The sequence below is a fragment of the Kitasatospora sp. NPDC018058 genome, from assembly GCF_044327205.1.
Lineage (GTDB): Bacteria > Actinomycetota > Actinomycetes > Streptomycetales > Streptomycetaceae > Kitasatospora.
Genome location: NZ_JBIRFA010000002.1, coordinates 261,731 through 283,147, shown reverse-complemented (window position 1 = coordinate 283,147; position 21,417 = coordinate 261,731). Strand labels below are relative to the sequence as shown.

The window sequence follows — 21,417 nt, the reverse complement described above, 5'->3', positions numbered from 1 at the left end:
GTCCGGGTGAGAACGACCCGTCAGCCGGTCACCGTCCAGGACACCGACCTGGTCATGTAGCGGGCCCGGAAGGCCTCGTCCCGCACCCAGTCCGTGGTGTCCCGGACGGTCGCGGTCACGGTGGCCGTCCGACCCGGGGCCAGGTCCAGCTGCGCGGTGTCCAGCCGGGCGCCGTCCGCGGCCTGCGACGTCACCGGGACGCCGTCCACCGTCCACTCCACCGTCAGCTGCCGGGTGCCGGTCAGCGGCAGCGGCCGGACGTCCAGCCGGGGGCGCCCGGCCACCTCCCCGGGCGGCGGCGAGGGGGCGTCGGTCGGCCGGACCTTGCGGTAGAGCTCCTCGATGATCGCCTCGCGCGAGGGCAGGTTGTAGGCGCTGCCCAGGGTGCGCATCACCGAGTCGGGGGTGGGCCGGTAGAGGCCGTTGGCGTTGCGGTACGCCCCGACGGTCCCGGCGCCGTCCGGGGACTCGGCGCCCAGCCAGCGCCACCACTTGGTCCGCTTCGTGCGCATGTCGTCGGCGTCGGTGGTGGAGAGGTTCGGGTAGTCGGCGTCGTCCGGGGCGCTGTCGTACTCGTCGCCGAGGTCCCCCATGGTGTGCCCGATCTCGTGCTGGATGATCCGCCCGGCGTCCGGGCTGCCCCCGGCCAGGGTGGTCACCCCGGTGCCCCCGGCGCCGCCGTACTCGGCGGAGTTCGCCAGCGCTATCAGATACTGCGGCCCCGCGCCGTCCCCCGCGTACCGGGCGGTGGCGGACTCGTCGGCGCACAGCAGCCGGGCGGTGCCCTCGCACCAGAAGTGCATCCCGAGCGGGGTGGCGGGGTTGCGGCCGTGGCTCTCGGTCTCGGCTATCCCGGAGACCGGGGAGACCACCTCGACCCGCCTTATGTTGAAGAACCCCTGGTAGGTGCGGAACGGCTCGATCTCCATCAGCGCGCGCCAGGCCTTGTCGGCCTGCTGCCGGAACAGCTCCTGCTCGTCTCCGGTGTAGCCGTCGCCGAGCAGGACCAGGGTGATCCGGTTGGCCGGGTCCCCGGTGCGACGTATGTCGAAGGTCGGGGCGGCCGCGGGTACCCGCTGGTCGGCGCGGAGCGCGGTGTGCGGCGGCACCGCCCGGTCGACGGGGGCGCCCGCCCCGATCACACCGAACGGCGAGGGGCCGACCAGCTCCAGGGCGGCGGGGAGTACGGCGGTGGACACCAGCACGAGCGCGGCCAGACTCCGGACGAGACGGCCTGGGGTGCCAGAAGGCATACGGGTTCGTCCTCGGGGCTCCGGTCACCCGGCGTCGCCCGGGTGGTGGAGCGGAGACGTACCCGGACCGGCGTGTCGCCCCAACCGGCCGAAGAAAATGTCACCGACCTGGCCGAACGATTCCTCTCGTCCAAGCCATACCAATCAATTCCGGGAACGCTTCCCCAGGTCCAGCACCAGGTGCGTCCCGAGCCCGAAGAGCAGCCCCCAGAAGGCCGAGCCGATGCCGAACAGGCTCATCCCCGAGGCGCTCGCCAGGAAGGTCACCACCGCCGCGTCCCGCCCGCGCTCCTCGGCCACCGCCGCCGCCAGGCTGCCCTGCAGCGAGGCCAGCAGCGCGACCCCGGCGATCACCGCGATCAACTCCTTCGGCAGGCCGGTGAACAGGCTCACCAGCACCCCGCCGAAGCTGCCCACCAGCACGTACAGCGCGCCCGAGGACATCCCCGCGACGTACCGGCGGCGCGGGTCCGGGTGGGCCTCCGGGCCCGAGCAGATCGCCGCCGTGATCGCCGCCAGGTTCACCCCGGGCGAGCCGAAGGGCGCCATCAGCATCGACATCGCGCCGGTCGAGCCGATCAGCAGCCGGTCGTCCGCCCGGTAGCCGAAGGCCCGCATCACCCCGAGGCCCGGCGCGTTCTGCGAGGCCAGCGTGACGATGGTGAGCGGTAGCGCCAGCCCCACCAGGGCCGACCAGGAGAAGGCCGGCACGGTCAGCACCGGCACGGTCGGCCCGCCCGAGCCCAGGTGCAGCGGCAGCCCGACGGTGAGCGCCGCCAGCACCCCGCCGACCAGCAGCGCGACCGGGACGGCGTACCGGGGCGCGAACCGCTTGGCCAGCAGGAAGGCCGCGAAGCTGCCCACCACCAGCACCGGCGCGCTGTGCACGGCGCCGAAGATCCCGGCGCCGAAGGAGAACAGGATGCCCGCCAGCATCGCGTTCACGATCCCCACCGGCACCGCCGCGATCAGCCGGCCGAACCAGCCGGTCACCCCGAACAGCGTCACCACCACGGCGCTCACCAGGAACGCCCCGACCGCCTCCCGGTACGGGTAGTCGCCCAGGCTGGTCACCAGCAGCGCGGCCCCCGGGGTGGACCAGGCGGTGATCACCGGCGTGCGGGTCCACCAGCTGAGCGCGAAGCCGCTCACCCCGCTGCCGATCGCCACCGCCCAGATCCAGGACGCCGTGTGCGCTGGGTCCAGCCGCCCGGCGGCCGCCGCCGCGAGCACCACCACCAGCGGCCCCGAGAAGGACACCGCGACGCACACCAGGCCCGCCAGCAGCGCCGGCCCCGACACGTCCCGTCGCAGCGACCGACGTTCCCCACCTGCGACCGGCTCTGCCTCCGGTCGGATCGTCAGCTCATCCGTCATTCCGGCAGTATCCCGAAGCCTGCCCGAAGACTCGCGAAAAAACTTTTGAAACCACCTGCAACCCCCGGCGGGGATGGACGTCTATCAGGGTGAAGGCACGGAGAGCGAGACCGGCAGAGCCGGGGGGCGCTTCCGCTCACGAAGGAGCGGGGCCGGTCGTCTTCACCAACACACCGTCAGTCACATGACCTTGGGGAGTCACGTCATGCGCACGTCCGTTATCACCCGTTTTGCGAAGAACGCCCGCTCGCTCTCCAGCCGCCGCCGCGTCGCCGCGCTCGCCGCCACCACCGTCCTCGCGGGCGGCATCCAGTTCCTCGCCACCGACACCGCCTGGGCCTGCGGCGACGAGCGCACCGGCGGTCCGGTCTCCGTCGCCCCCGGAACGGCCGGCGCCGCCCCGGACGCCGTCCTCGTCTCGACCCCGTCCTCGGTGGTCGCGGACGGCAGCTGGAACGAGGTCACCCTCAAGGTCACCGACCGGACCGGCGAGGACGCCCACGGCATGGAGCCGTTCTTCGGCCTGTACACCCCGGGCTCGGGCTCCGCGGCCGGTGCCGGCGACGTCCGGATGCAGCTCCTGGACTACACCGGCACCTGGAAGGACCTCAAGCCGGTCCAGGGCTGCTACCGCGGCGTCGACGTCGCCTCCACCCAGCGCTCGCGGCTCGACAACGGCCAGTCGGCGACCTTCAAGTTCCGCTTCTCGCTGGCCCCGACCACCCCCCAGGGCGTGACCACGGTCGACCTGCTGGCCTCGGCCAACAGCGCCGGCGCCACGACCACCGGCGGGTCGGACTTCAAGCCGGTCAAGGTGACCCACGCCCAGGGCACCGCCACCGCCAAGCCGGTCACGCCGGCCAAGCCCGTGCCCGCGCCGGCCAAGGAGGCCAGGAAGGCCGAGCCCGCCGCCGACAAGACCCCCGCCAAGGCCGCCGAGCCCGCCAAGGCGCCCGCAGCCGCCCCGTCCGCCACTCCCTCCGCCGCGCCGGCCACCTCCGCGCCCGCCGGCACCCCGGAGCTGGCCCAGACCGGCGCCTCCTCCACCAACACCTTCCTCGCCGTCAGCTCCGCCGCCCTGCTCGCGCTCGGCGCCGGCGTCCTGATCGCCGTCCGTCGCCTCCGTCCCCAGCGGTAATCGACGGGCGGGCACGACGAAGGGGCCCTCCTCCGTACGGCGGTACGGGGGAGGGCCCCTTCCTCAGTTCCGGCGAACCGTCAGCCCCAGGTGATCAGGCGCTTCGGGTGCTCCAGCAGCGCGGCCACGTCGGCCAGCACCCTGGAGCCCAACTCCCCGTCCACCAGCCGGTGGTCGAAGGAGAGCGCGAGCGTGGTGACCTGGCGCGGAACGACCTTGCCCTTGTGCACCCACGGCAGCTCCCGGACCGCGCCGAAGGCGAGGATGGCCGCCTCGCCCGGGTTGAGGATCGGGGTGCCGGTGTCGACGCCGAAGACGCCGACGTTGGTGATGGTGACCGTGCCGCCCTGCATGTCGGCCGGCGAGGTCTTGCCCTGACGGGCCGTCTCCACCAGCTCGCCGAGCGCGACGGCGAGGCCGGAGAGGGTCCGGGCCCCGGCGTCCTTGATGTTCGGGACGATCAGGCCGCGCGGGGTGGCCGCGGCGATGCCGAGGTTCACCTGGCCCTTGATCACGATCTCCTGGGCCGCCTCGTCCCACTGGGCGTTGATCTCCGGGTGGCGCTTGATCGCGGTGAGCAGCGCCTTGGCGACCAGCAGCAGCGGGCTGACCCGGACGTCCCGGCCCAGCTCGCCGCTCTCCTTGAGCCGGCGGACGAACTTCATCGTGCGGGTCACGTCGACCTGGACGAACTCGGTGACGTGCGGGGCGGTGAAGGCCGAGGCCACCATCGCCTGCGCGGTCGCCTTGCGGACGCCCTTGATCGGCACCCGGACGTCGCCCGCACCGGGGACCAGCACCGGCGCCCCGACGGCGGCGGCCGTCTCGACCACGGCGGCCGCGACCGTCTCGACGGCCGGAGCCGCCAGGGCCGCGGCGTGGGCGTGCACGTCCTCGCGGGTGATCACGCCGTCCGGGCCGGTCGGGGTGACGGCCCGCAGGTCGACGCCGAGGTCCTTGGCCAGCTTGCGCACCGGCGGCTTGGCCAACGGCCGCTCACCGACCGGCACTTCGGCCACCGGGGCGGGCGCGGCCGGAGCCGGGGCGACCGGGGCCGCGGGCGCGACCGGAGCCGGCTTGGGCGCGGCGACCGTCTTGGTGGTGGTCGTCCGCCGGGCCCGGCGCTGGGTGACGCCGGTACGCGGGCCGTACCCGACCAGCACCTCGCGGCGCTCGGGCTCGGCCTCGTCGGCCGGCGCCTCCGCAGCGGGGGCGGGCGCGGGCGCGGCGGCCGGAGCGGCCCCCGCCTCGCCGGCCACCGCGACCGAGATGATCACGGTGCCGACGTCGACCGTCGCCCCCTCGGGGAAGAAGAGCTGCTCGACGACCCCGTTGAACGGGATCGGCAGCTCCACTGCCGCCTTGGCGGTCTCGACCTCGCAGACGACCTGCCCGTCGGTGACGGTGTCACCGGGCTTGACGTACCAGCTGAGGATCTCGGCCTCGGTGAGGCCCTCGCCCACGTCGGGCATCTTGAACTCGCGGAGCGAGCGAACTTCGGTGGTCATCTTCGCTCCCCGGTATCAGTACGCGAGCGCGCGGTCGACGGCGTCGAGCACGCGGTCCAGGTCGGGCAGGAAGGCCTCCTCGACCCGGGACGGCGGGTACGGCGCGTAGTAGCCGCCGACCCGCAGGACCGGTGCCTCCAGGTGGTAGAAGCACCGCTCCGTGAGCCGGGCGGCCAGCTCGGCGCCCATGCCCAGGAAGACCGGTGCCTCGTGCACCACGACGGCCCGTCCGGTGCGCTTGACCGACTCCTCCAGGGTGGTGAAGTCCACCGGGGAGAGCGAGCGCAGGTCGACGACCTCCAGCCGGCGGCCGTCCTCCTCGGCGGCCGCGGCGGCCTCCAGGCAGACCTTGACCATCGGGCCGTACGCGATCAGCGTCGCGTCGGTGCCGGGGCGGACGATCCGGGCGTCGTGCAAACCCAGGTCGGCGGCGGCGCCGACCTCGCCCTTGTCCCAGTAACGCCGCTTGGGCTCCAGGAAGATGACCGGGTCGTCCGACTCGATGGCCTGCCGCAGCATCCAGTGCGCGTCGTGCGCGCTGGCCGGGGTGACCACCCGCAGACCGGCGGTGTGCGCGAAGTACGCCTCGTGCGACTCACTGTGGTGCTCGACCGCGCCGATACCACCCGCGTAGGGGATACGGACGGTGACCGGCAGCTTGACGTGGCCCAGCGCGCGGGCGTGCATCTTGGCCAGCTGGGAGACGATCTGGTCGAAGGCCGGGTAGACGAATCCGTCGAACTGGATCTCCACGACCGGGCGGTAGCCGCGCAGCGCGAGGCCGATCGCGGTGCCCATGATGCCGGACTCGGCCAGCGGGGTGTCGATCACCCGGCTCTCGCCGAAGTCCTTCTGCAGGCCGTCGGTGATCCGGAAGACGCCGCCGAGCTTGCCGATGTCCTCGCCCATCAGGACGGTCTTCGGGTCGTTCTCCAGCGACTTGCGCAGCGCCTCGTTGAGCGCCTTGGCGATGCTCAGCTGACCGGCCATCAGTGGTTCTCCCCCGCCTCGAAGGAGGCCGCGTACTCGATGTATTCGGCCCGTTCCTCATCGACCAGCGCGTGCGGCTCGCTGTACACGTGGTCGAAGATCAGCGTCGGGTCCGGGTCCGGCATGTTGCGCACGCCCTCGCGCACCCGCAGGCCCAGCTGCTCGCTCTCGGCGTCGACGGCGGCGAAGAACTCCTCGTCCGCCAGGCCCTCCTTCTCCAGGAGGGTGCGGAGCCGCAGGATCGGGTCCTTGGCCTTCCAGGCCTCGGTCTCCTCGGCGAGCCGGTAGCGGGTGGGGTCGTCGGAGGTGGTGTGCGCGCCCATCCGGTAGGTGAAGGCCTCGATCAGCACCGGGCCGTTGCCGCTGCGGGCGTAGTCGAGCGCCCAGCGGGTGACCGCGAGGCAGGCCAGCACGTCGTTGCCGTCCACCCGCACGCCCGGGAAGCCGAAGCCGGAGGCGCGGCGGTACAGCGGGATCTTGGTCTGGGTGGTGGTGGGCTCGGAGATCGCCCACTGGTTGTTCTGGCAGAAGAACACCACCGGCGAGTTGTAGACCGAGGCGAAGGTGAAGGCCTCGTTGACGTCGCCCTGGCTGGAGGCGCCGTCGCCGAAGTACGCGATCACCGCGTCGTCGGCGCCGTCCTTGGTGATGCCCATCGCGTAACCGGTGGCGTGCAGGGCCTGCGCGCCGATCACGATGGTGTACAGGTGGAAGTTCTTCTCGTTCGGGTCCCAGCCGCCGTGGTTCACGCCGCGGAACATCCCGAGCAGGTTCAGCGGGTCGACGTCGCGGCACCAGGCCACACCGTGCTCGCGGTAGGTGGGGAAGGCGTAGTCGCCGGTGCGCATGGCGCGGCCGGAGCCGACCTGGGCGGCTTCCTGACCGAGCAGCGAGGCCCACAGGCCCAGCTCGCCCTGGCGCTGGAGGGCGGTCGCCTCGCCGTCGAACCGGCGCACCAGCACCAGGTCGCGGTAGAGGGAGCGCAGCTCCTCCGGAGTGGTGGTGAGGGGGTAGTCCGGGTGCTCGACCCGCTCGCCTTCCGGGGTGAGCAGCTGCACGAGCTCCGGCTGGGCGTCCGTACCCGCGGCGCGGAGGGTGCCAGGGACGTCGGGGGCCGCCTTCTTGCGGGCCCTCGCCGTACTTTTGGCCGTGCTTTTGACGGTCACGTTCACTCCTCGGTCTGTCCGGCCGCCCGGGGTCGCCGGTGACCGGTCCGGTCACCGCCTCGCGGGGCGCGCGTGGGTGTGCGCACCTACTGCGTGGCAGGTGGTGATCCTGTTCCGACGGCGTCCCTCACGAGAACGTTACCCAGCGTCCGCCCTTGGCGCGCTTGCGCTAGGACGTCCTACTTGTTCAGGGCCTACAACCCCGAGGGTGCCGCGCCCGGCTCGCCGTCGAAAGGGTGGGGGTGACGGTCGGCGTGACGCAGCTCTCAATTCGAGCGCCTTCAGGACACCAGCGCACGTTATCCGGGCGGACGCCCGTACGTAAGGGGGTTCTCGGTATCGGTTTCGGCGACTGTGGCCGGATCACGTCGTGACGCCGATGAAAACGATAAGCCTTATGTAGGGTGATATGGGAGGCTTTGCGCGTGATTGATAACGGACAAATCAGGGTGTTCCTGCTCGACCGATCACGAGGTCGTCCGACGGGGCGTGCACGACCTGCTCTCGGTCGAGGATGACATCGAGGTGGTCGGCGAGGCCGGCACGGCCGCCGAGGCACTCACCCGGATCCCGGCGGTCCACCCCGACGTCGCGGTGCTCGACGTGCGGCTTCCGGACGGCAACGGGGTCGAGGTCTGCCGCGAGATCCGGTCCCGGCTGCCGGAGATCAAGTGCCTGATGCTGACCTCCTTCTCGGACGACGAGGCACTGTTCGACTCGATCATGGCGGGCGCCTCCGGCTACGTCCTGAAGGCGATCCGCGGCACCGCCCTGATCACCGCCGTCCGGGACGTCGCGGCCGGCCGCTCGCTGCTCGACCCGGTCGCCACCAGCCGGGTGCTCGCCCGGCTGCGCGACGGCGGCGAGAAGGAGGACGAGCGACTGGCCCAACTCACCAAGCAGGAGCGGCGGATCCTCGATCTGATCGGCGAAGGGATGACCAATCGCCAGATCGGCAACGAGTTGCACCTGGCCGAGAAGACGGTGAAGAACTACGTCTCCAGTCTGCTCGCCAAGATGGGCATGGAGCGGCGCACCCAGGCGGCCGCCTTCGTGGCGCGGCACCAGGCCGACCATCAGCACTGATCCGACCGCTTCACACACCTGACGGTTTGTCAAGGGCCCCCACCAGGGGGCCATAACCTCTGCACGTGACTTTCAGCCAGACCCTCGCCTGCGCCCCGGCCCGCCCCGACCTCACCGCCCCGCCGATAGGGACCCTCAGTCCACCCGTCCCGCGCAGCGCACTCGCCGAGGTCCTGGCCCGCTACCGGGTGGGGCGGCTGCTGACCGCCGAACCGGTCGCCGAAGGCCTGCTGAACCGGGGCTACCGGGTCGCCACCGAGGCCGGCTCCTACTTCCTGAAGTGCTACGTCGACGCCGCCACCGCCAACCGCCCGAAGATCCTCGCCCACCACCGCGCGATGACCGACCTGCACGCCCTCGGACTGCCCGTCGCGCCCCCGCTGACCTGCGCCGAACGCGTCGGCACGGTGGCCGGCCTGGACGGCCGGCTGTTCGCGCTCTTCCCCTGGGTCGATGGCCGACACCAGCACGGTACGGAGCTCCCCCCATCGCAGTGCGACGCGCTCGGCGTGCTGCTCGGCCGACTGCACGGCGCACTCGACGACGTCTGCGCCCCCCTCGACCAACCCGCCGGCTACCGCAGCGCCGACCCCCGCGACAGCGCGGAACTCGCCCGCGACCTGCAACGCCGCGCCCGCGAGCACCGCCCGTACGGCGAACTGGACGCACTGGTCGAAGAACGGCTCGACGAACGGCTGGAACTGCTCGCCGAGCACGCCCACCGCCGCCCCGACCCGCGCACCGCCCCGCCCACCGGCTGGACCCACGGCGACTTCCACGGCCTCAACCTGCTGTACGCCGACGGGCACGTCACGGCCGTCCTGGACTGGGACAAGCTCGGCCCCCAGCCACGCGCGGAGGAGGCCGTCCGCGCCGCCACCCTGCTCTTCAACGACCGGGACACCGGCACCCTCGACCTGGTCCGGGTCCGCCGCTACTCACAGGCCTACCGGGCCTCCGGAGCCGCCACCGCCGAGCACCTGGCCGCAGCCGTCCACCGGGTCTGGTGGGAGCGGCTGAACGACTTCTGGATACTGCAGTGGCGCTACCAGCGGGCCGACCACCGGGCCGACCCGCTCTATCCCGCCTCGGCGGGCCAGTTGGCGTGGTGGTGCCAGGAGTACGAGCAGGTCCTGGACGCCTTCGCCAACTGACCCGAGTGCTCAGTTCGTCGTTCCCGGCGTAGCCGGTGCCGTCGCCGGCGGGCCCGACTTGGTCGGCACCGGTGGCAGCGTGCCACCCGAGGTCGGCGACGGAGCCGTGGTCGCCCCGCCGGTCGCCGAGGAGGTGGCCGTCGGGGTGTGGGTCGCGGTCGACGTCGGCGTCGAGGTCGGCGTCGGGGTCGACGTGTGCCACCGGCCCGAACTCGGCGACGGCGACATGTTGTTGTAGCCGCCGTTCCCGGTGTAGCCGCCGTTGTCGGTCGGCTGCTGCGTCGGCCGCCTACTGCCGGAGACGGAGGGCGGCGTGGTCGCCTGGCCGCTCTGGGTCGGCGTGGTCGCCTCGGTGGTGCTGACCACCGAGGTGGGCGTGGTCGGCGTGATCGTCTTGTTGGTGTTGTTGTCGCTACCGCTGAGCGCGAAGGCGATCCCGGCACCGGCCGCGAGCAGCACGGCGATGCCACCGACCACCCAGCCCCAGGGCCCGCGCCGTCGTCCGCCGCCGTACTCGTCGTCGCCGTCGCCGCCGTCGCCGCCACCGCCGTACGGGCCGCCGGCCCCCTGGTAGGGCGAGGGGGAGCTCTGCGACCCGCCCGCCGAGTACGGCAGCACGGAGGTCTGGTCGCCCGCGCCGACCGCGCCGAAGGCCTGGGTGGCCAGCGTCTGGTCCGGCCGGATCACCTGGGTGGCGCCGGTGTCGCCCGGCAGCCCGTCGGCCGCGCCGACCCAGCCGGCCCCGGCCGCGCCGTGCATCTCGCGGAGCGCGTGCTGCACGTGGGCGCGGAACTCGTCGGCGTCCTGGAAGCGGTCGTCCGGGTTCTTGGCGAGCGAGCGCAGCACCAGCGGGTCCAGCCCGACCGGCACCCGGCTGTTGGCCTGCGAGGGCGGCACCGGCATGTCCTGGACATGCTGGTAGACCACCGAGAGCGGGGTGTCGCCGGTGAACGGCGGGCGCAGCGTGAGCAGCTCGTAGAGCATGCAGCCGGCCGCGTACAGGTCGGAACGGTGGTCGACCGCCTTTCCGAGCGCCTGCTCGGGCGACAGGTACTGCGGGGTGCCCATGACCATGCCGGTCTGGGTCATCGTGGTGGCCCCACCGGTCAGCGCCCGGGCGATGCCGAAGTCCATCACCTTGACCGCGCCGCTGTTCGTGATGATCACGTTGGCGGGCTTGATGTCGCGGTGGACGATCCCGTTCCGGTGGCTGTAGGCGAGCGCCTCCAGCACCCCGGCGATGATGATCAGCGCCTGGTCGACCGGCGGCGCCTCCTCGTCCACCAGCAGCTCGCGGACGGTCCGGCCCTCGACCAGCTCCATCACGATGTACGGCGTGGACTCGTCCCCGACGTACTCCTCGCCGGTGTCGTAGACCGAGACGATCGAGTGGTGGTTCAGCGCCGCGACGGCGTGCGCCTCGCGGGTGAACCGCAGCCGGGCGACGTCGTCCTGGGCGAGCTCGCCGCGCAGCAGCTTGACCGCGACGGTGCGGCCCAGCCGCACGTCCTCGGCGGCGAAGACCTCGGCCATGCCGCCGCGGCCGAGCCGGTGGGTCAGCCGGTAGCGGCCGTCGCCGACCGTGCCCAGCGGGGCGGCGGTACCGCGGCCCGGGGTCTGCGGACCGCTCCGGCCGAACGGCGGCAGCGCGGAGGTCGCGGCTTCGTTGCCGGGCTCGGGGATCCTCGGCGTCCCGCCGGTCCGTCCGTCCCCTCGGGCACCCGCGTCGTCGTCCGGCTGCTGCGTCTGTGCCATCGCTCCTCGCCCCGGGCGTTCGCTCGGAATCGCGGTGCCCTGTCGCTTACGTATCCCCGAACGCTACCGCTTCCGGCGCGCACCCGTGACCCGCCCGAACCGGCCGGAACCCGTCAGAGCAGGCCATTCCGGTCGGCCGGCCGGTCCAGCACCAGCACCGCGGCGGGGCGCTCGGCGTGCCCGTACTTGGTCTTGGTGTCGTTCTTCGCCTTGTTCAGCACGATCGCGATGATGATGCCGGCTAGCACCAGCACACCGACGATGATCGCGACGACCACGAAGGCCGTGGAGCAGCCGCCTCCGTTGGGCTTCGGCTGCTGGTACGGCGGCATCGGCTGCGGCGCCGGGGTGTGCATCGGCCGCTGCTGGCCTTGCTGGAGGTACTGCGGCTGCGGCGTGTGCGGAGCCTGCGGACGCGGCGTCTGGTAGGCCGGCGGCGGGGTCTGGTACTGCGGCTGGCCTTGCTGGAGGTACTGCGGCTGCGGCGTGTGCGGAGCCTGCGGGGCCGGGGTCTGGTAGGCCGGCGGAGGGGTCTGGTAGTGCGGCTGCTGCGGGAAGGGGGGCGGGGTCTGCGGGGCGGCGTGCACCGAGCGCGGGCCGTCCTTGATCATCAGCGGGGTGCTCGCCTGGAGCGAGTGCCCGGCGCCGCCGCCCTTCAGCTCGGCGATCAGCCGCTCCGCCTCGTCCCGCATCGCGGCCGCGCTCTGGAAGCGGTGCGCCGGGTCCTTGCGCAGCGCCTGGGCGACGTAGGCGTCCACGGCCGGGGTGATCGAGCGGTTGAGGCCGGAGGGCGCCGGCGGCTCCTCCTGGACGTGCTTGTAGGCGATCGAGAAGGCCGAGTCGCCGTCGAAGACCAGCTGGCCGGTGAGCATCTCGAAGAGCATCACGCCGACCGAGTAGAGGTCGGAGCGGGCGTCCACCGGCTTGCCGAGCGCCTGCTCGGGCGAGAGGTACTGCGGGGTGCCGACCACCATGCCGGTCTGCGTCATCGACGTGACGCCGGATTCCAGCGCCCGGGCGATGCCGAAGTCCATGACCTTGACATTGCCCTTGCGGTCGAACATGACGTTGCCGGGCTTGATGTCGCGGTGCACCAGGCCCATGTCGTGCGAGGCCTCCAGCGCGTTCAGCACGCCGATGGTGACCTTCAGGGCCTGCTCGGTGGGCACCGCGCCGTACTGGGCGACCGCCTCGTTGATCGTCTCGCGCAGGCCCTGGCCGTCGATCAGCTGCATGACGATGTACGGCGTGCTGGAGCCGTCCGGGGCGATGTCCTCGCCGCTGTCGTACACCGTGACGATGTTGGGGTGCTCCAGCCGGGCCACCGCCTGGGCCTCGCGGCGGAACCGCTCCTTGAACGAGTCGTCCCGGCCGAGCTCGCTGTGCATGCTCTTCAGCGCGACCTGCCGGTCCAGCACGCTGTCGTACGCGAGGTGCACGGAGGCCATACCGCCCTCGCCCAGCAGCCGCTGCAGCACATAGCGGCCGTTGCCCAGGGAGAAGCCCTCGACCGCCGCGTTGCCGTGCTCGCTCATGGTCCTCTGCTCCCCCTCGGCGCGGCCGTGCTGCCGCAGCCGTGACGTTCGGTCTCGTCCGTGCGTGATGGGCCCGGCCCGCTGGCCTGGCGGACCCCTGTCGCGGCGGCTCGACCGGCCAGCGACAGGGGTCAGGGTATCGGCTCGCGCCGACGGTGATCGGCCCAGGGCCGATCCTGGCCCCGGACCGCCGGCGCCGTTCCACGGCGCTGCGGCCCGGGGCGGATCGTCGTGGTACGTCCGGCCCGGAGACGGCCTACGGGCCCGGCCTACAGGTAGGGGCCGGAGCGGATGCCGCGGCCCTGACCCGGCTCCTCCTCGTCCGCCTCGCCCCCGTGCAGACCGGGCGGCAGCGCGCGCCGCATCTGCTCCAGCTGGGCCCGAGCGGCCATCTGCTGGGCGAACAGGGCGGTCTGGATGCCGTGGAACAGGCCCTCCAGCCAACCCACCAGCTGGGCCTGGGCGATCCGCAACTCGGCCTCGGTCGGAATGCTGTCCTCGGTGAACGGCAGCGACAGCCGCTCCAGCTCGGCGACCAGCTCCGGGGCCAGCCCGAGTTCCAACTCCTTGATCGAGCTGGCGTGGATGTCCTTCAGTCGGGCCCGGCTGGCCTCGTCGAGGGGCGCGGCCCGGACCTCCTCCAGCAGCTGCTTGATCATGCTGCCGATGCGCATGACCTTGGCGGGCTGCTCGACCATCTCGGTCACCGGGAGCTCACGCGGCGCGTCGCCCTCGTCGTCCACGTCCCCCGCCGAGCCGGCGAACCCCTGGCCCACGGGCAGCCCGTCCGGTCCGACGATCAGCACCTTCTGGCCGTCCTGCGACTGCCCGCCGGCGGCCCGGAAGGGCTCCTGCGACGAGCGCTCGTTCATCGGATTCGTCATGAACAACATTCTCTCTCACTGGGGTTGGTCGGGCGGAAGCCCCCGTTCGTCCCGCCGTCCTGCGCCACCCCGTCACGACGGTACGCCCCCGCGCCCCGTGCGGGAATCCGTACGGATACTCAGTTCCCGCCCCGCCCCATCCAACTACCGCCCCGGCACCCATCGTGGGCGGGGCCGTTACCACCCCAGAACCCGCACCGAACCTCCACGCCGGCGGACGCCGAGGAGACCGCCCTCGGCGGGCCGACGTGGGACGTGCACGGTGAGGCACGGGTGGGCCACCCGGCGCTCCGTGCCTCACCGCCCGTGCCTGCTTCAGCCTTTCCGGAGGCGGAGCCCGATCAGGGCGAGGCCGCAGCCGATGAGGCCCAGGCCGACGCCGAGGGGGAGCTGGAGGGTGGAGGGGTCCTGCCAGCGGGCAGGGAGGATCGCCGGGGCGGCCGCCTCGACGGTCTGGTCGGAGGCCACCGTGGTGGTGTCCGGGGCGCTGGGGGCGGCGGGGGCCGGGGCGTCCGGGGTGTTCGCGTCGCTGTCCGGCTGGTCGGTCTCGACGCTCTGGTCCCGGGCCTGCCCGGGCTGCCGCTCGATGCTCTGGTCGGCGGCCTGGTCAGGGGCTTGGTCCGGCGCCTGGTCCGGCACCTGGTCAGGGACCTTTTCCGGCACCTGGTCCGGGGCCTGGTCCGGCGCCTGTTCCACGGTGGCGCTGGGGCGTTCCGGCGCCGACGCCGGGCGGTGACGGTGGTGGTGGGCCCGGGGGAAGTCGCGGCCGTCCGGGCGCGTCCGGGGCCCCGAATGCTGCGCCAGCGCGGCCGAGGGCTCCGCCTCGACGCTCACCCGGGTGTTCGGCGAGGGCCCCGCCACGGCCGTCGTCGCGACGGCCAGCGGGAGCATGAGTCCCAGCACGGCCACCGCGAGCAGCTGCTGGGAGCGGCGGGTACGACGGTGGTGCGGCGCGGCGGGCAGCGGCCCGAGGGGTGCGTGCAGTGATGCGGCCACGGTCGGAGTCCTTCCGACGGCCGACCGCGCCCGGGGGCGGAATCGGCGGCGGGACAGCTCCGGACCAGCCTCACACATTCCGACCAGTGCGGCATTTCGGACACCCTGTGCGGCCCCGCACCGACCGCCGCCGACCCCTCAGGCCTTCAGCACGACCTTCCCGACCTGCTCCCCCGCCTCCAGCACCCGGTGTCCGGCACCGGCCTCGGTCAGCGGCAGCACCCGGTCCACCACCGGCTTCACCACCCCGGACTCCACCAGCGGCCACACGTGCTCCCGCACCGCCGCCACGATCGCCGCCTTCTCCGCCAGCGGCCGCCCGCGCAGGTTGGTGGCGATCACGGCAGCCCGCTTGCGCAGCAGCGCGTTGAGGTCCAGCTCGCTCTTCACCCCGCCCTGCAGCCCGATGATCACCAGCCTCCCGTTGACCGCCAGCGCGTCCACGTTCCGCTGCAGGTACTTGGCGCCCATGATGTCCAGGATCACGTCCGCCCCGGCCCCGCCGGTGGCCTCCCGGAGCGCCTCGACGAAGTCCTGCTCGCGGTAGTTGATCGTGATGTCCGCGCCCAGCTCGGCGCACCGGGCCAGCTTCTCCGCGCTGCCCGCCGTCACCGCGACCCGCGCGCCGACCGCCTTGGCCAGCTGGATCGCCATCGTCCCGATGCCGCTCGCGCCGCCGTGCAACAGCACCGTCTCACCCGGCCGCAGGTGGGCCGTGAGGAACACGTTGGACCACACCGTGCAGGCGACCTCCGGCAGCGCCGCGGCCTGCTCCGCGCTCAGCCCCTCGGGCAGCGGCAGCAGCTGCCCGCTCGGCACCGCGACCCGCTGGGCGTACCCGCCGCCGGCCAGCAGCGCGCACACCTCGTCGCCGACCGCCCAGCCGGACACCCCCGGCCCGAGCGCGACGATCCGCCCGGCGCACTCCAGCCCCGGGTAGGGCGAGGCGCCGGGCGGCGGGTTGTAGAAGCCCTGCCGCTGGAGCAGATCGGCCCGGTTGACGGCGGTGGCCGACACCTCGACCAGCACCTCGCCCTCGCCGGGCACCGGGTCGGGTACCTCCGCCCACACCAGTGCCTCGGGACCGCCGGGTACGGGAATCGTCATCGCATGCATGCCCCGAACCTACTGCGCCTCACGGAAGTTCGGGGGTCAGGCCCCGCCCCGGCCGGTCGACTCGATGACGATCACCCGGTCGGTGAGCTGCGGCACGGCGGCCTCCGGCTCGGGCCCCCCATCGCCCGCTCACGGCGCCTCCACCAGCTCGACGGTCTGCCCCGCCGCAGCCCCGCCGGGCGGGACCACGGCCAGCGCCTCGGCCCGGGCCAGGCCGCGCAGCATCGCGGGCCCGTCGAAGGCGAGCGGTACGACCCCTTCGACGGTGCGCCGCACCGGCTGCAGCCGGGTGTCCACCGGGTGCCCGGGCAGGACGACGGCCGCCGGCGCGAGCGCGGGGGCGGCGACGGCCCTTCCGCCGCGGGCGTGCAGCAGCGGCAGGGCGAGCGTGACCATCCCGGCGACGGCGGCCAGCGGGTTGCCCGGCAGGCCCACCAGGTGGCGTCCGCCGGGGAGCTCGGCCAGCAGCATGGGGTGTCCGGGCCGTACGGCGACACCGTCCACCAGCAGCCGGGCGCCGACCTCGGCGAGCGCCCGGTGCAGGAAGTCCACCGGCCCGGCGGCCGTCCCGCCGGTGGTGACCACGACATCGGCTGTGGAGTGCCGCAGCGCGTCCCGCAGCAGCCCGAAGTCGTCCCGGACGCACCGGACTTCGGCCACCTCCGCACCGGCCGCCCGCAGCCAGGGCGGCAGCAGCGGACCGAGCGCGTCCCGGACCAGCCCCGGCCCGGGGATCCCGGAGGCGAGCAACTCGTCTCCGAGCACCAGCAGTTGGACCACCGGTCGGCGACGGACCGCCAGCCGGTCGTGGCCGCAGGCGGCGGCCAGGCCGAGCACGGCCGGGCCGATCACCGTCCCGGCCGGCAGCAACTCCTCGCCCCGGCGGCACTCCTGGCCGCGCGGGCGGACGTCCTGGCCGGTGGTCAGCGGCTGCGGGCCGCGGTCGTACAGCAGTGCGCCGTCCGTCCGGCCGTGCTCGCGGCGCAGTACGGCCGTTGCGCCGGGCGGCAGTTGGGCCCCGGTGGCGATCTCGACGGCGCTGCCGTCGTCCAGCGGCGTCACCTCGGTCCGGCCGGCCAGCACCCGTCCGGCGACCCGCCAGGGCCCGGGACCGGCCACCGCCCAGCCGTCCATCGCGGAGGTGTCGAAGGCGGGCAGGTCGGTCAGCGCGCCCAGCGGCTCGGCCAGGGTGTGCCCGAGCGTCTCGGCCAGCGGCAGCCCGACCACCGGCAGCGGGCGCAGCCCGGCCCGGCGCGCGGCCTCCCGGGCCCGCGGCCAGCTCAGCGTGCCCGGGCCGGTGGACGGCGCCGCCACGGTGGTCCGCCCTACCGCGCTCACGGCTCGCCCGGCCCGTCGGCGGCGCTCCAGCGCTCGGCGAGCGCCGTGGTCCGCCGGGACGCCTCGGCCACGGCCGCCGACCCGCCGCCCTGCCGGGCGGCCGCGTAGCCGATCAGAAAGGCGGTCAGCGGCGCGGCCGGGCGGGCCACCCCGTGCGCGACCGCCCGGGCCATGTCGAGCAGGCCCCGGACGTCCACGTCCAGGTCGATACCCAGGTCGGCCTTGACCTCGGCGATCCAGTCTTCCAGCGTGCGCTCCATGCGCCCATGCTGCCTGATCGGCGGTTTCCCGTAGGTGTTCACCCCGTGTGCGGGACGCGTCGTTTCCCTCACGGGCCGACGAAGGACCCCGTGAGCCGCCCGTCCGGTCGCCGCGCGGCGAAGGCTCAGGACCTCTCCCGCTCCCGGGCCTGCTCCAGGTCCTCCCAGGTGTCGCAGTCGTACGCGACGTTGTCGGTGTCGGCCACCAGCAGCCGGGACAGCCCTCCGACGAGCCGGCGCAGCGGCAGTCCGTCCGGGTCGCCGAGGCCGACCAGCGCGGTGCGCAGCGGGGCGGTCCGGTAGGCGGCGGCGAGCGGCTGCTCGCGTCCGCCGGCGTCGATCAGGACGGTGGCCGCCACGGTCGGCTCGGCCGCGTCGAGGGCGTCGACCAGCCGCTCCACCGTCCGCCGGTCCAGGAAGGGCAGGTCGGCGGCGAGCAGCAGCACGGTGTCCGCGGTGACCAGGTCGAGCCCGGCCGCGACGGCCGCGACGGGCCCGCCGCCGGGCGGCTGCTCCCTGGTCCAACGGACCCCGTCCCGCGCGGTCGGCCGGGCGGGGCCGACCACGACGGTGGTGCGGGCGCCCGCGCAGGCGGCGAGCACCCGGTCGAGCAGGGAGGTCTCCCCCACGGTCAGGCCGGGCTTGTCGACCCCGCCGAGGCGGCGGGCGGCACCACCCGCCGGAACGATCACGTCGTACGGCGTCATGCGGCCAGTATCCGCCCGGCCGTGCCGGACCCTACTCGGCCGGGTCGTCGTCCTCGACGATCTCCGCGTCGATGATCCCGTCCTCCGCCCACGCCCGGGCGGTGTTCGCCGCCGCGCCCAGCTCCAGGAAGGACGGCAGGGTCAGCTCCCCGTACCGCTCGCTCATCGTCGTGACCAGCGTCTCCGGGTCGTGCGGGTGCGCGGCCAGCGCCCGGTCGAAGTCCCGCAGGTACTCCCCGGTGAAGGCGAGCACCCGGGCCGCGTCGTCGCCCTGCCCGGGGGCGCGGTGGCCGGCGATCACCCGGTCGACGCCGAGGTCGGCGATCCGGCCGAGGTTGTGCCCCCAGGTGGTGCGCTGGGCCGGGGTGGTGTCGGCGGTCCACACGTGGGTGCCGTTGTGGACGAAGTCCCCGGCGATCACGGTCCGGATGCTCGGCACGTGGACGACCGTGGACTCTCCGCAGTCGGCCTGGCCGAGCAGCAGCACCGGGATCACCCGGCGGTCGAGCATCAGCGGCTGCGGCAGCAGGGGGGCGGGGATCAGCGGGTGGTCCGGGATGTCGTCGCCGTACACCGGCTTCCACTGCGCGACCTTGGCGGCGACGGTGCGCCGGATGCCCTCGACCACCGCCGGTGCGGCCAGCAGCTGCGCGTCCGGGAAGAGCTTCAGCACCTCCTCCGCGCCGAAGTAGTGGTCGGGGTGCCGGTGGGTGATGACGATGGCGAGCAGTCGGCGGCCCTTGCCCGCGACCCACTCGGCCAGTTCCCGCCCGGCGCTGCGGGTGAGCTGGGCGTCCACCAGGATCGCGGTCCGCTCGCCGAGGATCAGCGTGGAGGTGCTGAAGAAGGCCGACTCGGGGCCGGTGAAGACGGCGACCTCCAGCGGCCGGGGGGACCGCTCGGCGTCCGTCCGCTCCGCGCCGGCGCTCTCCTCGGGCGGGGACGACGTCACGGGCTGCTCCCTCTGGTCGGCGGTCGGACTCCCTGCGGCCTACAGCATGGGAGTACCGGCGGCCGATTGCGCGGAAGGCGCGCCCGACGGGGCGTGCCTTCCGGCGCGGCTCACGCCGCAGCGCGGGCGGCGAGCTCCTTGCCGCGGCGGGCGGCCTGCTCCAGCGCCTGGGCCTTGGACTCGGCGGCCTTCGGGACGAAGTCGGCCATCGCCGGGCGGGTCCCGGCCAGGGTGAACTCGGGGACGATGAAGTCGACCTCCAGCCCGAGCATGCCGGTCAGCACCTTCTCCAGGTAGGTGGTGACGAACTCGTACGGCTCGCGCGGGGCGCCGGGCGCGTACGAGCCGCCGCGGGCGGCGACCACGGTGACCGGGGTGCCCTTGGCGGAGGGCTTCTCGCCGGCGGTGCGACCGATCAGGATCACCTGGTCCAGCCAGGCCTTGAGGGTCGACGGGATCGTGAAGTTGTACATCGGGGTGCCGATCAGTACGGCGTCGGCCTGCTCCAGCTCGGCCATCAGCTCGTCGCGCAGCGCGAAGGCGGCGGTCTGCTCGGCGCTGCGGCCCTCGGCGGGGACGAACCCGCCGGTGATGCCGTGCACGTCCAGGTGCGGGACCGGGTCGGCGGCGAGGTCCCGGTGGATCACCGTTCCCTCGGGGTGCTCGGCCAGCCAGGCGGCCCGGAAGGCGGCCGTGACCTCGCGGGAGACGGAGCCGTCGGCGACCGCGGAGGAGTCGATGTGCAGAAGCGTGGGCATGGGGACCTCCAGATAATAAGTAGCTGCTATTCCTTCCGCGGCTGCAAGTACGATAGCAGCTTACTTTTCTGCAGTCACTAGTGACAGGTCGAGTACGCTGGCTCCATGGCCGAGTACGAGGTAGTGACTGATGGGGCGCCGACCGCCGTGGAGGCGTGCGGCACCGGGGACCAGGGCGGCTGCACCAACGTCGAGATGGCCCTCACCCGGGTGTTCACCCTGCTCGGGAAGCGCTGGACCGGCCTGCTGCTGGGCGTGCTCAACCAGAGCGGCCCGGCCTACTTCTCCGAGCTGCGCCGCGCGATCCCGGGCATCAGCGAGCGGATGCTCTCCGACCGGCTGACCGAGCTGACCGAGGCCGGGATGGTCGTCCGCGAGGTCGACGCCGGCCCGCCGCTGCGGGTCAGCTACCGGCTCACCGAGGGCGGCGTCGCGCTGAAGCCAGCGCTCACCGAGCTGGCCCTCTGGGCCGACCGCTACCTGCCGGAGAGCGCTCTCAAGGGCGGCTGCTGACATTCCCGGAACGGCCCCGCCCACGAACGACGAAGGGCCCGTCCACCGGCGAACCGGTGGACGGGCCCTTCACACACCCGGAGACTCAGCGCTTGGTCACGGCCTCGCGCAGGCGGGCCACCCGGTCGGCGACACCCCAGGTGGTGACCCGCCAGAGCGCCTCGATCACGATGTTGCGGCTCATCTTGGACGCGCCCAGCTCGCGCTCGACGAAGGTGATCGGCACCTCGGCGACCTTGAACCCGGCCTTCACCGTGCGCCAGGCCAGATCGACCTGGAAGCAGTACCCGGCCGAGGCGACCTGGTCCATGCCCAGCCCCAGCAGGGTCTCCTTGCGGAAGGCCCGGTAACCGCCGGTGACGTCCCGGATCGGCACGCCCAGCATCAGCCGGGAGTAGGTCGAGCCGCCGCGCGAGAGCAGCAGCCGGGACTTCGGCCAGTTCACCACCCGGCCACCCGGTACCCAGCGCGAGCCGAGCACCAGGTCGGCGCCGCGCAGCGCGCCCAGCAGCCGGTCCAGCTCCTCGGGCTGGTGCGAGCCGTCCGCGTCCATCTCGACCAGGACGTCGTAGCCGTTGTCGATGCCCCAGCGGAAGCCGGCGAGGTAGGCGGCGCCGAGGCCCTCCTTGCCCTTGCGGTGCATGACGTGGACGTGCGGGTCCTCGGCGGCCAGCTTGTCGGCCAGCTCGCCGGTGCCGTCGGGGCTGTTGTCGTCGGCGACCAACACGTGCGCCTCGGGCACCGAGGCGCGGACCCGGCCGACGATCCGCTCGACGTTCTCCGCCTCGTTGTAGGTCGGGATGATCACCAGGACCCTGCCGAGATCAGCAAAACTCTGCTGGTTCACGGTCACGTACAAACCTCTCGGCCGATGGCGGGGAGTATCAGAACACCGTCGCCCGCACTCTGGAACGCGGTCCCGCCGACAGCC

Annotated in this window: 18 protein-coding genes and 2 pseudogenes; 4 read left to right on the top strand and 16 right to left on the bottom strand. The window is 73.3% G+C overall.

The window, feature by feature from the left end:
* Window positions 1-20: 20 nt before the first annotated feature.
* The gene (locus ACH4E7_RS03855; protein ID WP_396247383.1) at window positions 21-1,253 is read right to left on the bottom strand and encodes a M64 family metallopeptidase; all 1,233 of its coding nucleotides are present in this window, start codon (window positions 1,251-1,253) and stop codon (window positions 21-23) included.
* A 144-nt stretch (window positions 1,254-1,397) separates the two neighbouring features.
* On the bottom strand, window positions 1,398-2,630 hold the full coding sequence (locus ACH4E7_RS03850) for a benzoate/H(+) symporter BenE family transporter (protein ID WP_396247382.1): 1,233 nt from the start codon (window positions 2,628-2,630) through the stop codon (window positions 1,398-1,400).
* A gap of 205 nt (window positions 2,631-2,835) precedes the next feature.
* Between ACH4E7_RS03850 and ACH4E7_RS03845 the strand changes: the two genes are divergently transcribed.
* Window positions 2,836-3,768 (top strand): LPXTG cell wall anchor domain-containing protein, encoded by a 933-nt coding sequence (locus tag ACH4E7_RS03845; protein ID WP_396247381.1) that lies wholly within the window; start codon window positions 2,836-2,838, stop codon window positions 3,766-3,768.
* Between the two features lie 80 nt (window positions 3,769-3,848).
* On the opposite strand, the gene ACH4E7_RS03840 is transcribed toward ACH4E7_RS03845, so the two are convergent.
* The 3 genes from ACH4E7_RS03840 to pdhA are packed head-to-tail and all read right to left on the bottom strand — an operon-like array spanning window position 3,849 to window position 7,432.
* Window positions 3,849-5,276, bottom strand: coding sequence for a dihydrolipoamide acetyltransferase family protein (locus ACH4E7_RS03840; protein ID WP_396247380.1), 1,428 nt, complete (start codon window positions 5,274-5,276; stop codon window positions 3,849-3,851).
* A 15-nt stretch (window positions 5,277-5,291) separates the two neighbouring features.
* Window positions 5,292-6,266, bottom strand: coding sequence for an alpha-ketoacid dehydrogenase subunit beta (locus ACH4E7_RS03835; protein WP_396247379.1), 975 nt, complete (start codon window positions 6,264-6,266; stop codon window positions 5,292-5,294).
* Window positions 6,266-7,432, bottom strand: a complete 1,167-nt coding sequence (gene pdhA, locus ACH4E7_RS03830) for a pyruvate dehydrogenase (acetyl-transferring) E1 component subunit alpha (RefSeq protein ID WP_396247378.1) — start codon at window positions 7,430-7,432, stop codon at window positions 6,266-6,268. Before pdhA ends, ACH4E7_RS03835 begins: the two co-directional genes overlap by 1 nt.
* Window positions 7,433-7,857: 425 nt before the next feature.
* Here pdhA and ACH4E7_RS03825 point away from each other — a divergent pair.
* Together ACH4E7_RS03825 and ACH4E7_RS03820 are read left to right on the top strand one after the other, a co-directional pair.
* Window positions 7,858-8,518: pseudogene (locus ACH4E7_RS03825) on the top strand (response regulator).
* Window positions 8,519-8,583: 65 nt separating this feature from the next.
* Window positions 8,584-9,672, top strand: coding sequence for a phosphotransferase enzyme family protein (locus tag ACH4E7_RS03820; RefSeq protein WP_396247377.1), 1,089 nt, complete (start codon window positions 8,584-8,586; stop codon window positions 9,670-9,672).
* A gap of 9 nt (window positions 9,673-9,681) precedes the next feature.
* Here ACH4E7_RS03820 and ACH4E7_RS03815 read toward each other — a convergent pair whose 3' ends face one another.
* The 10 genes and pseudogenes from ACH4E7_RS03815 to ACH4E7_RS03770 form a co-directional block, all read right to left on the bottom strand.
* Window positions 9,682-11,427 (bottom strand): protein kinase, encoded by a 1,746-nt coding sequence (locus tag ACH4E7_RS03815; RefSeq protein ID WP_396247376.1) that lies wholly within the window; start codon window positions 11,425-11,427, stop codon window positions 9,682-9,684.
* A gap of 113 nt (window positions 11,428-11,540) precedes the next feature.
* On the bottom strand, window positions 11,541-12,962 hold the full coding sequence (locus tag ACH4E7_RS03810; RefSeq protein ID WP_396247375.1) for a protein kinase: 1,422 nt from the start codon (window positions 12,960-12,962) through the stop codon (window positions 11,541-11,543).
* Between the two features lie 269 nt (window positions 12,963-13,231).
* Window positions 13,232-13,846 (bottom strand): bacterial proteasome activator family protein, encoded by a 615-nt coding sequence (locus ACH4E7_RS03805; protein ID WP_396247374.1) that lies wholly within the window; start codon window positions 13,844-13,846, stop codon window positions 13,232-13,234.
* A 315-nt stretch (window positions 13,847-14,161) separates the two neighbouring features.
* Window positions 14,162-14,842 carry a hypothetical protein gene (locus ACH4E7_RS03800; RefSeq protein WP_396247373.1) on the bottom strand — a complete coding sequence of 227 codons (681 nt, stop codon included), beginning with the start codon at window positions 14,840-14,842 and terminating at the stop codon, window positions 14,162-14,164.
* Window positions 14,843-14,980: 138 nt separating this feature from the next.
* The gene (locus ACH4E7_RS03795) at window positions 14,981-15,958 is read right to left on the bottom strand and encodes an NAD(P)H-quinone oxidoreductase (protein WP_396247372.1); all 978 of its coding nucleotides are present in this window, start codon (window positions 15,956-15,958) and stop codon (window positions 14,981-14,983) included.
* Window positions 15,959-16,087: 129 nt separating this feature from the next.
* The gene (locus tag ACH4E7_RS03790; RefSeq protein ID WP_396247371.1) at window positions 16,088-17,272 is read right to left on the bottom strand and encodes a molybdopterin molybdotransferase MoeA; all 1,185 of its coding nucleotides are present in this window, start codon (window positions 17,270-17,272) and stop codon (window positions 16,088-16,090) included.
* A gap of 20 nt (window positions 17,273-17,292) precedes the next feature.
* Window positions 17,293-17,574: pseudogene (locus tag ACH4E7_RS03785) on the bottom strand (DUF6457 domain-containing protein); the annotation flags it as partial.
* A 107-nt stretch (window positions 17,575-17,681) separates the two neighbouring features.
* Complete coding sequence (locus tag ACH4E7_RS03780; RefSeq protein ID WP_396247370.1) at window positions 17,682-18,263, bottom strand: molybdenum cofactor guanylyltransferase; 582 nt, start codon at window positions 18,261-18,263, stop codon at window positions 17,682-17,684.
* A 31-nt stretch (window positions 18,264-18,294) separates the two neighbouring features.
* A complete protein-coding gene (locus ACH4E7_RS03775) occupies window positions 18,295-19,215 on the bottom strand; it encodes an MBL fold metallo-hydrolase (RefSeq protein WP_396247369.1) in 921 nt (306 codons plus the stop codon).
* 110 nt (window positions 19,216-19,325) lie between these two features.
* On the bottom strand, window positions 19,326-19,973 hold the full coding sequence (locus ACH4E7_RS03770) for an FMN-dependent NADH-azoreductase (protein WP_396247368.1): 648 nt from the start codon (window positions 19,971-19,973) through the stop codon (window positions 19,326-19,328).
* Between the two features lie 195 nt (window positions 19,974-20,168).
* Between ACH4E7_RS03770 and ACH4E7_RS03765 the strand changes: the two genes are divergently transcribed.
* Window positions 20,169-20,486, top strand: a complete 318-nt coding sequence (locus tag ACH4E7_RS03765) for a winged helix-turn-helix transcriptional regulator (RefSeq protein ID WP_396247573.1) — start codon at window positions 20,169-20,171, stop codon at window positions 20,484-20,486.
* A gap of 85 nt (window positions 20,487-20,571) precedes the next feature.
* Here the strand turns inward: ACH4E7_RS03765 and ACH4E7_RS03760 are convergent, their stop codons facing one another.
* Window positions 20,572-21,339: a polyprenol monophosphomannose synthase gene (locus ACH4E7_RS03760; protein ID WP_396247367.1), complete on the bottom strand. Its 768-nt coding sequence runs from the start codon at window positions 21,337-21,339 to the stop codon at window positions 20,572-20,574.
* Window positions 21,340-21,417 lie beyond the last annotated feature (78 nt).

What these genes read in the sequence shown, in the direction of transcription:
- ACH4E7_RS03835 (WP_396247379.1), bottom strand. Translation starts at nt 6,266, where the DNA reads ATGGCCGGTCAGCTGAGCATCGCCAAGGCGCTCAACGAGGCGCTGCGC.
- ACH4E7_RS03850 (WP_396247382.1), bottom strand. Translation starts at nt 2,630, where the DNA reads ATGACGGATGAGCTGACGATCCGACCGGAGGCAGAGCCGGTCGCAGGT.
- ACH4E7_RS03805 (WP_396247374.1), bottom strand. Translation starts at nt 13,846, where the DNA reads ATGACGAATCCGATGAACGAGCGCTCGTCGCAGGAGCCCTTCCGGGCC.
- ACH4E7_RS03840 (WP_396247380.1), bottom strand. Translation starts at nt 5,276, where the DNA reads ATGACCACCGAAGTTCGCTCGCTCCGCGAGTTCAAGATGCCCGACGTG.
- ACH4E7_RS03810 (WP_396247375.1), bottom strand. Translation starts at nt 12,962, where the DNA reads ATGAGCGAGCACGGCAACGCGGCGGTCGAGGGCTTCTCCCTGGGCAAC.
- ACH4E7_RS03845 (WP_396247381.1), top strand. Translation starts at nt 2,836, where the DNA reads ATGCGCACGTCCGTTATCACCCGTTTTGCGAAGAACGCCCGCTCGCTC.
- ACH4E7_RS03765 (WP_396247573.1), top strand. Translation starts at nt 20,169, where the DNA reads ATGGCCCTCACCCGGGTGTTCACCCTGCTCGGGAAGCGCTGGACCGGC.
- ACH4E7_RS03780 (WP_396247370.1), bottom strand. Translation starts at nt 18,263, where the DNA reads ATGACGCCGTACGACGTGATCGTTCCGGCGGGTGGTGCCGCCCGCCGC.
- ACH4E7_RS03815 (WP_396247376.1), bottom strand. Translation starts at nt 11,427, where the DNA reads ATGGCACAGACGCAGCAGCCGGACGACGACGCGGGTGCCCGAGGGGAC.
- ACH4E7_RS03770 (WP_396247368.1), bottom strand. Translation starts at nt 19,973, where the DNA reads ATGCCCACGCTTCTGCACATCGACTCCTCCGCGGTCGCCGACGGCTCC.
- ACH4E7_RS03855 (WP_396247383.1), bottom strand. Translation starts at nt 1,253, where the DNA reads ATGCCTTCTGGCACCCCAGGCCGTCTCGTCCGGAGTCTGGCCGCGCTC.
- ACH4E7_RS03795 (WP_396247372.1), bottom strand. Translation starts at nt 15,958, where the DNA reads ATGCATGCGATGACGATTCCCGTACCCGGCGGTCCCGAGGCACTGGTG.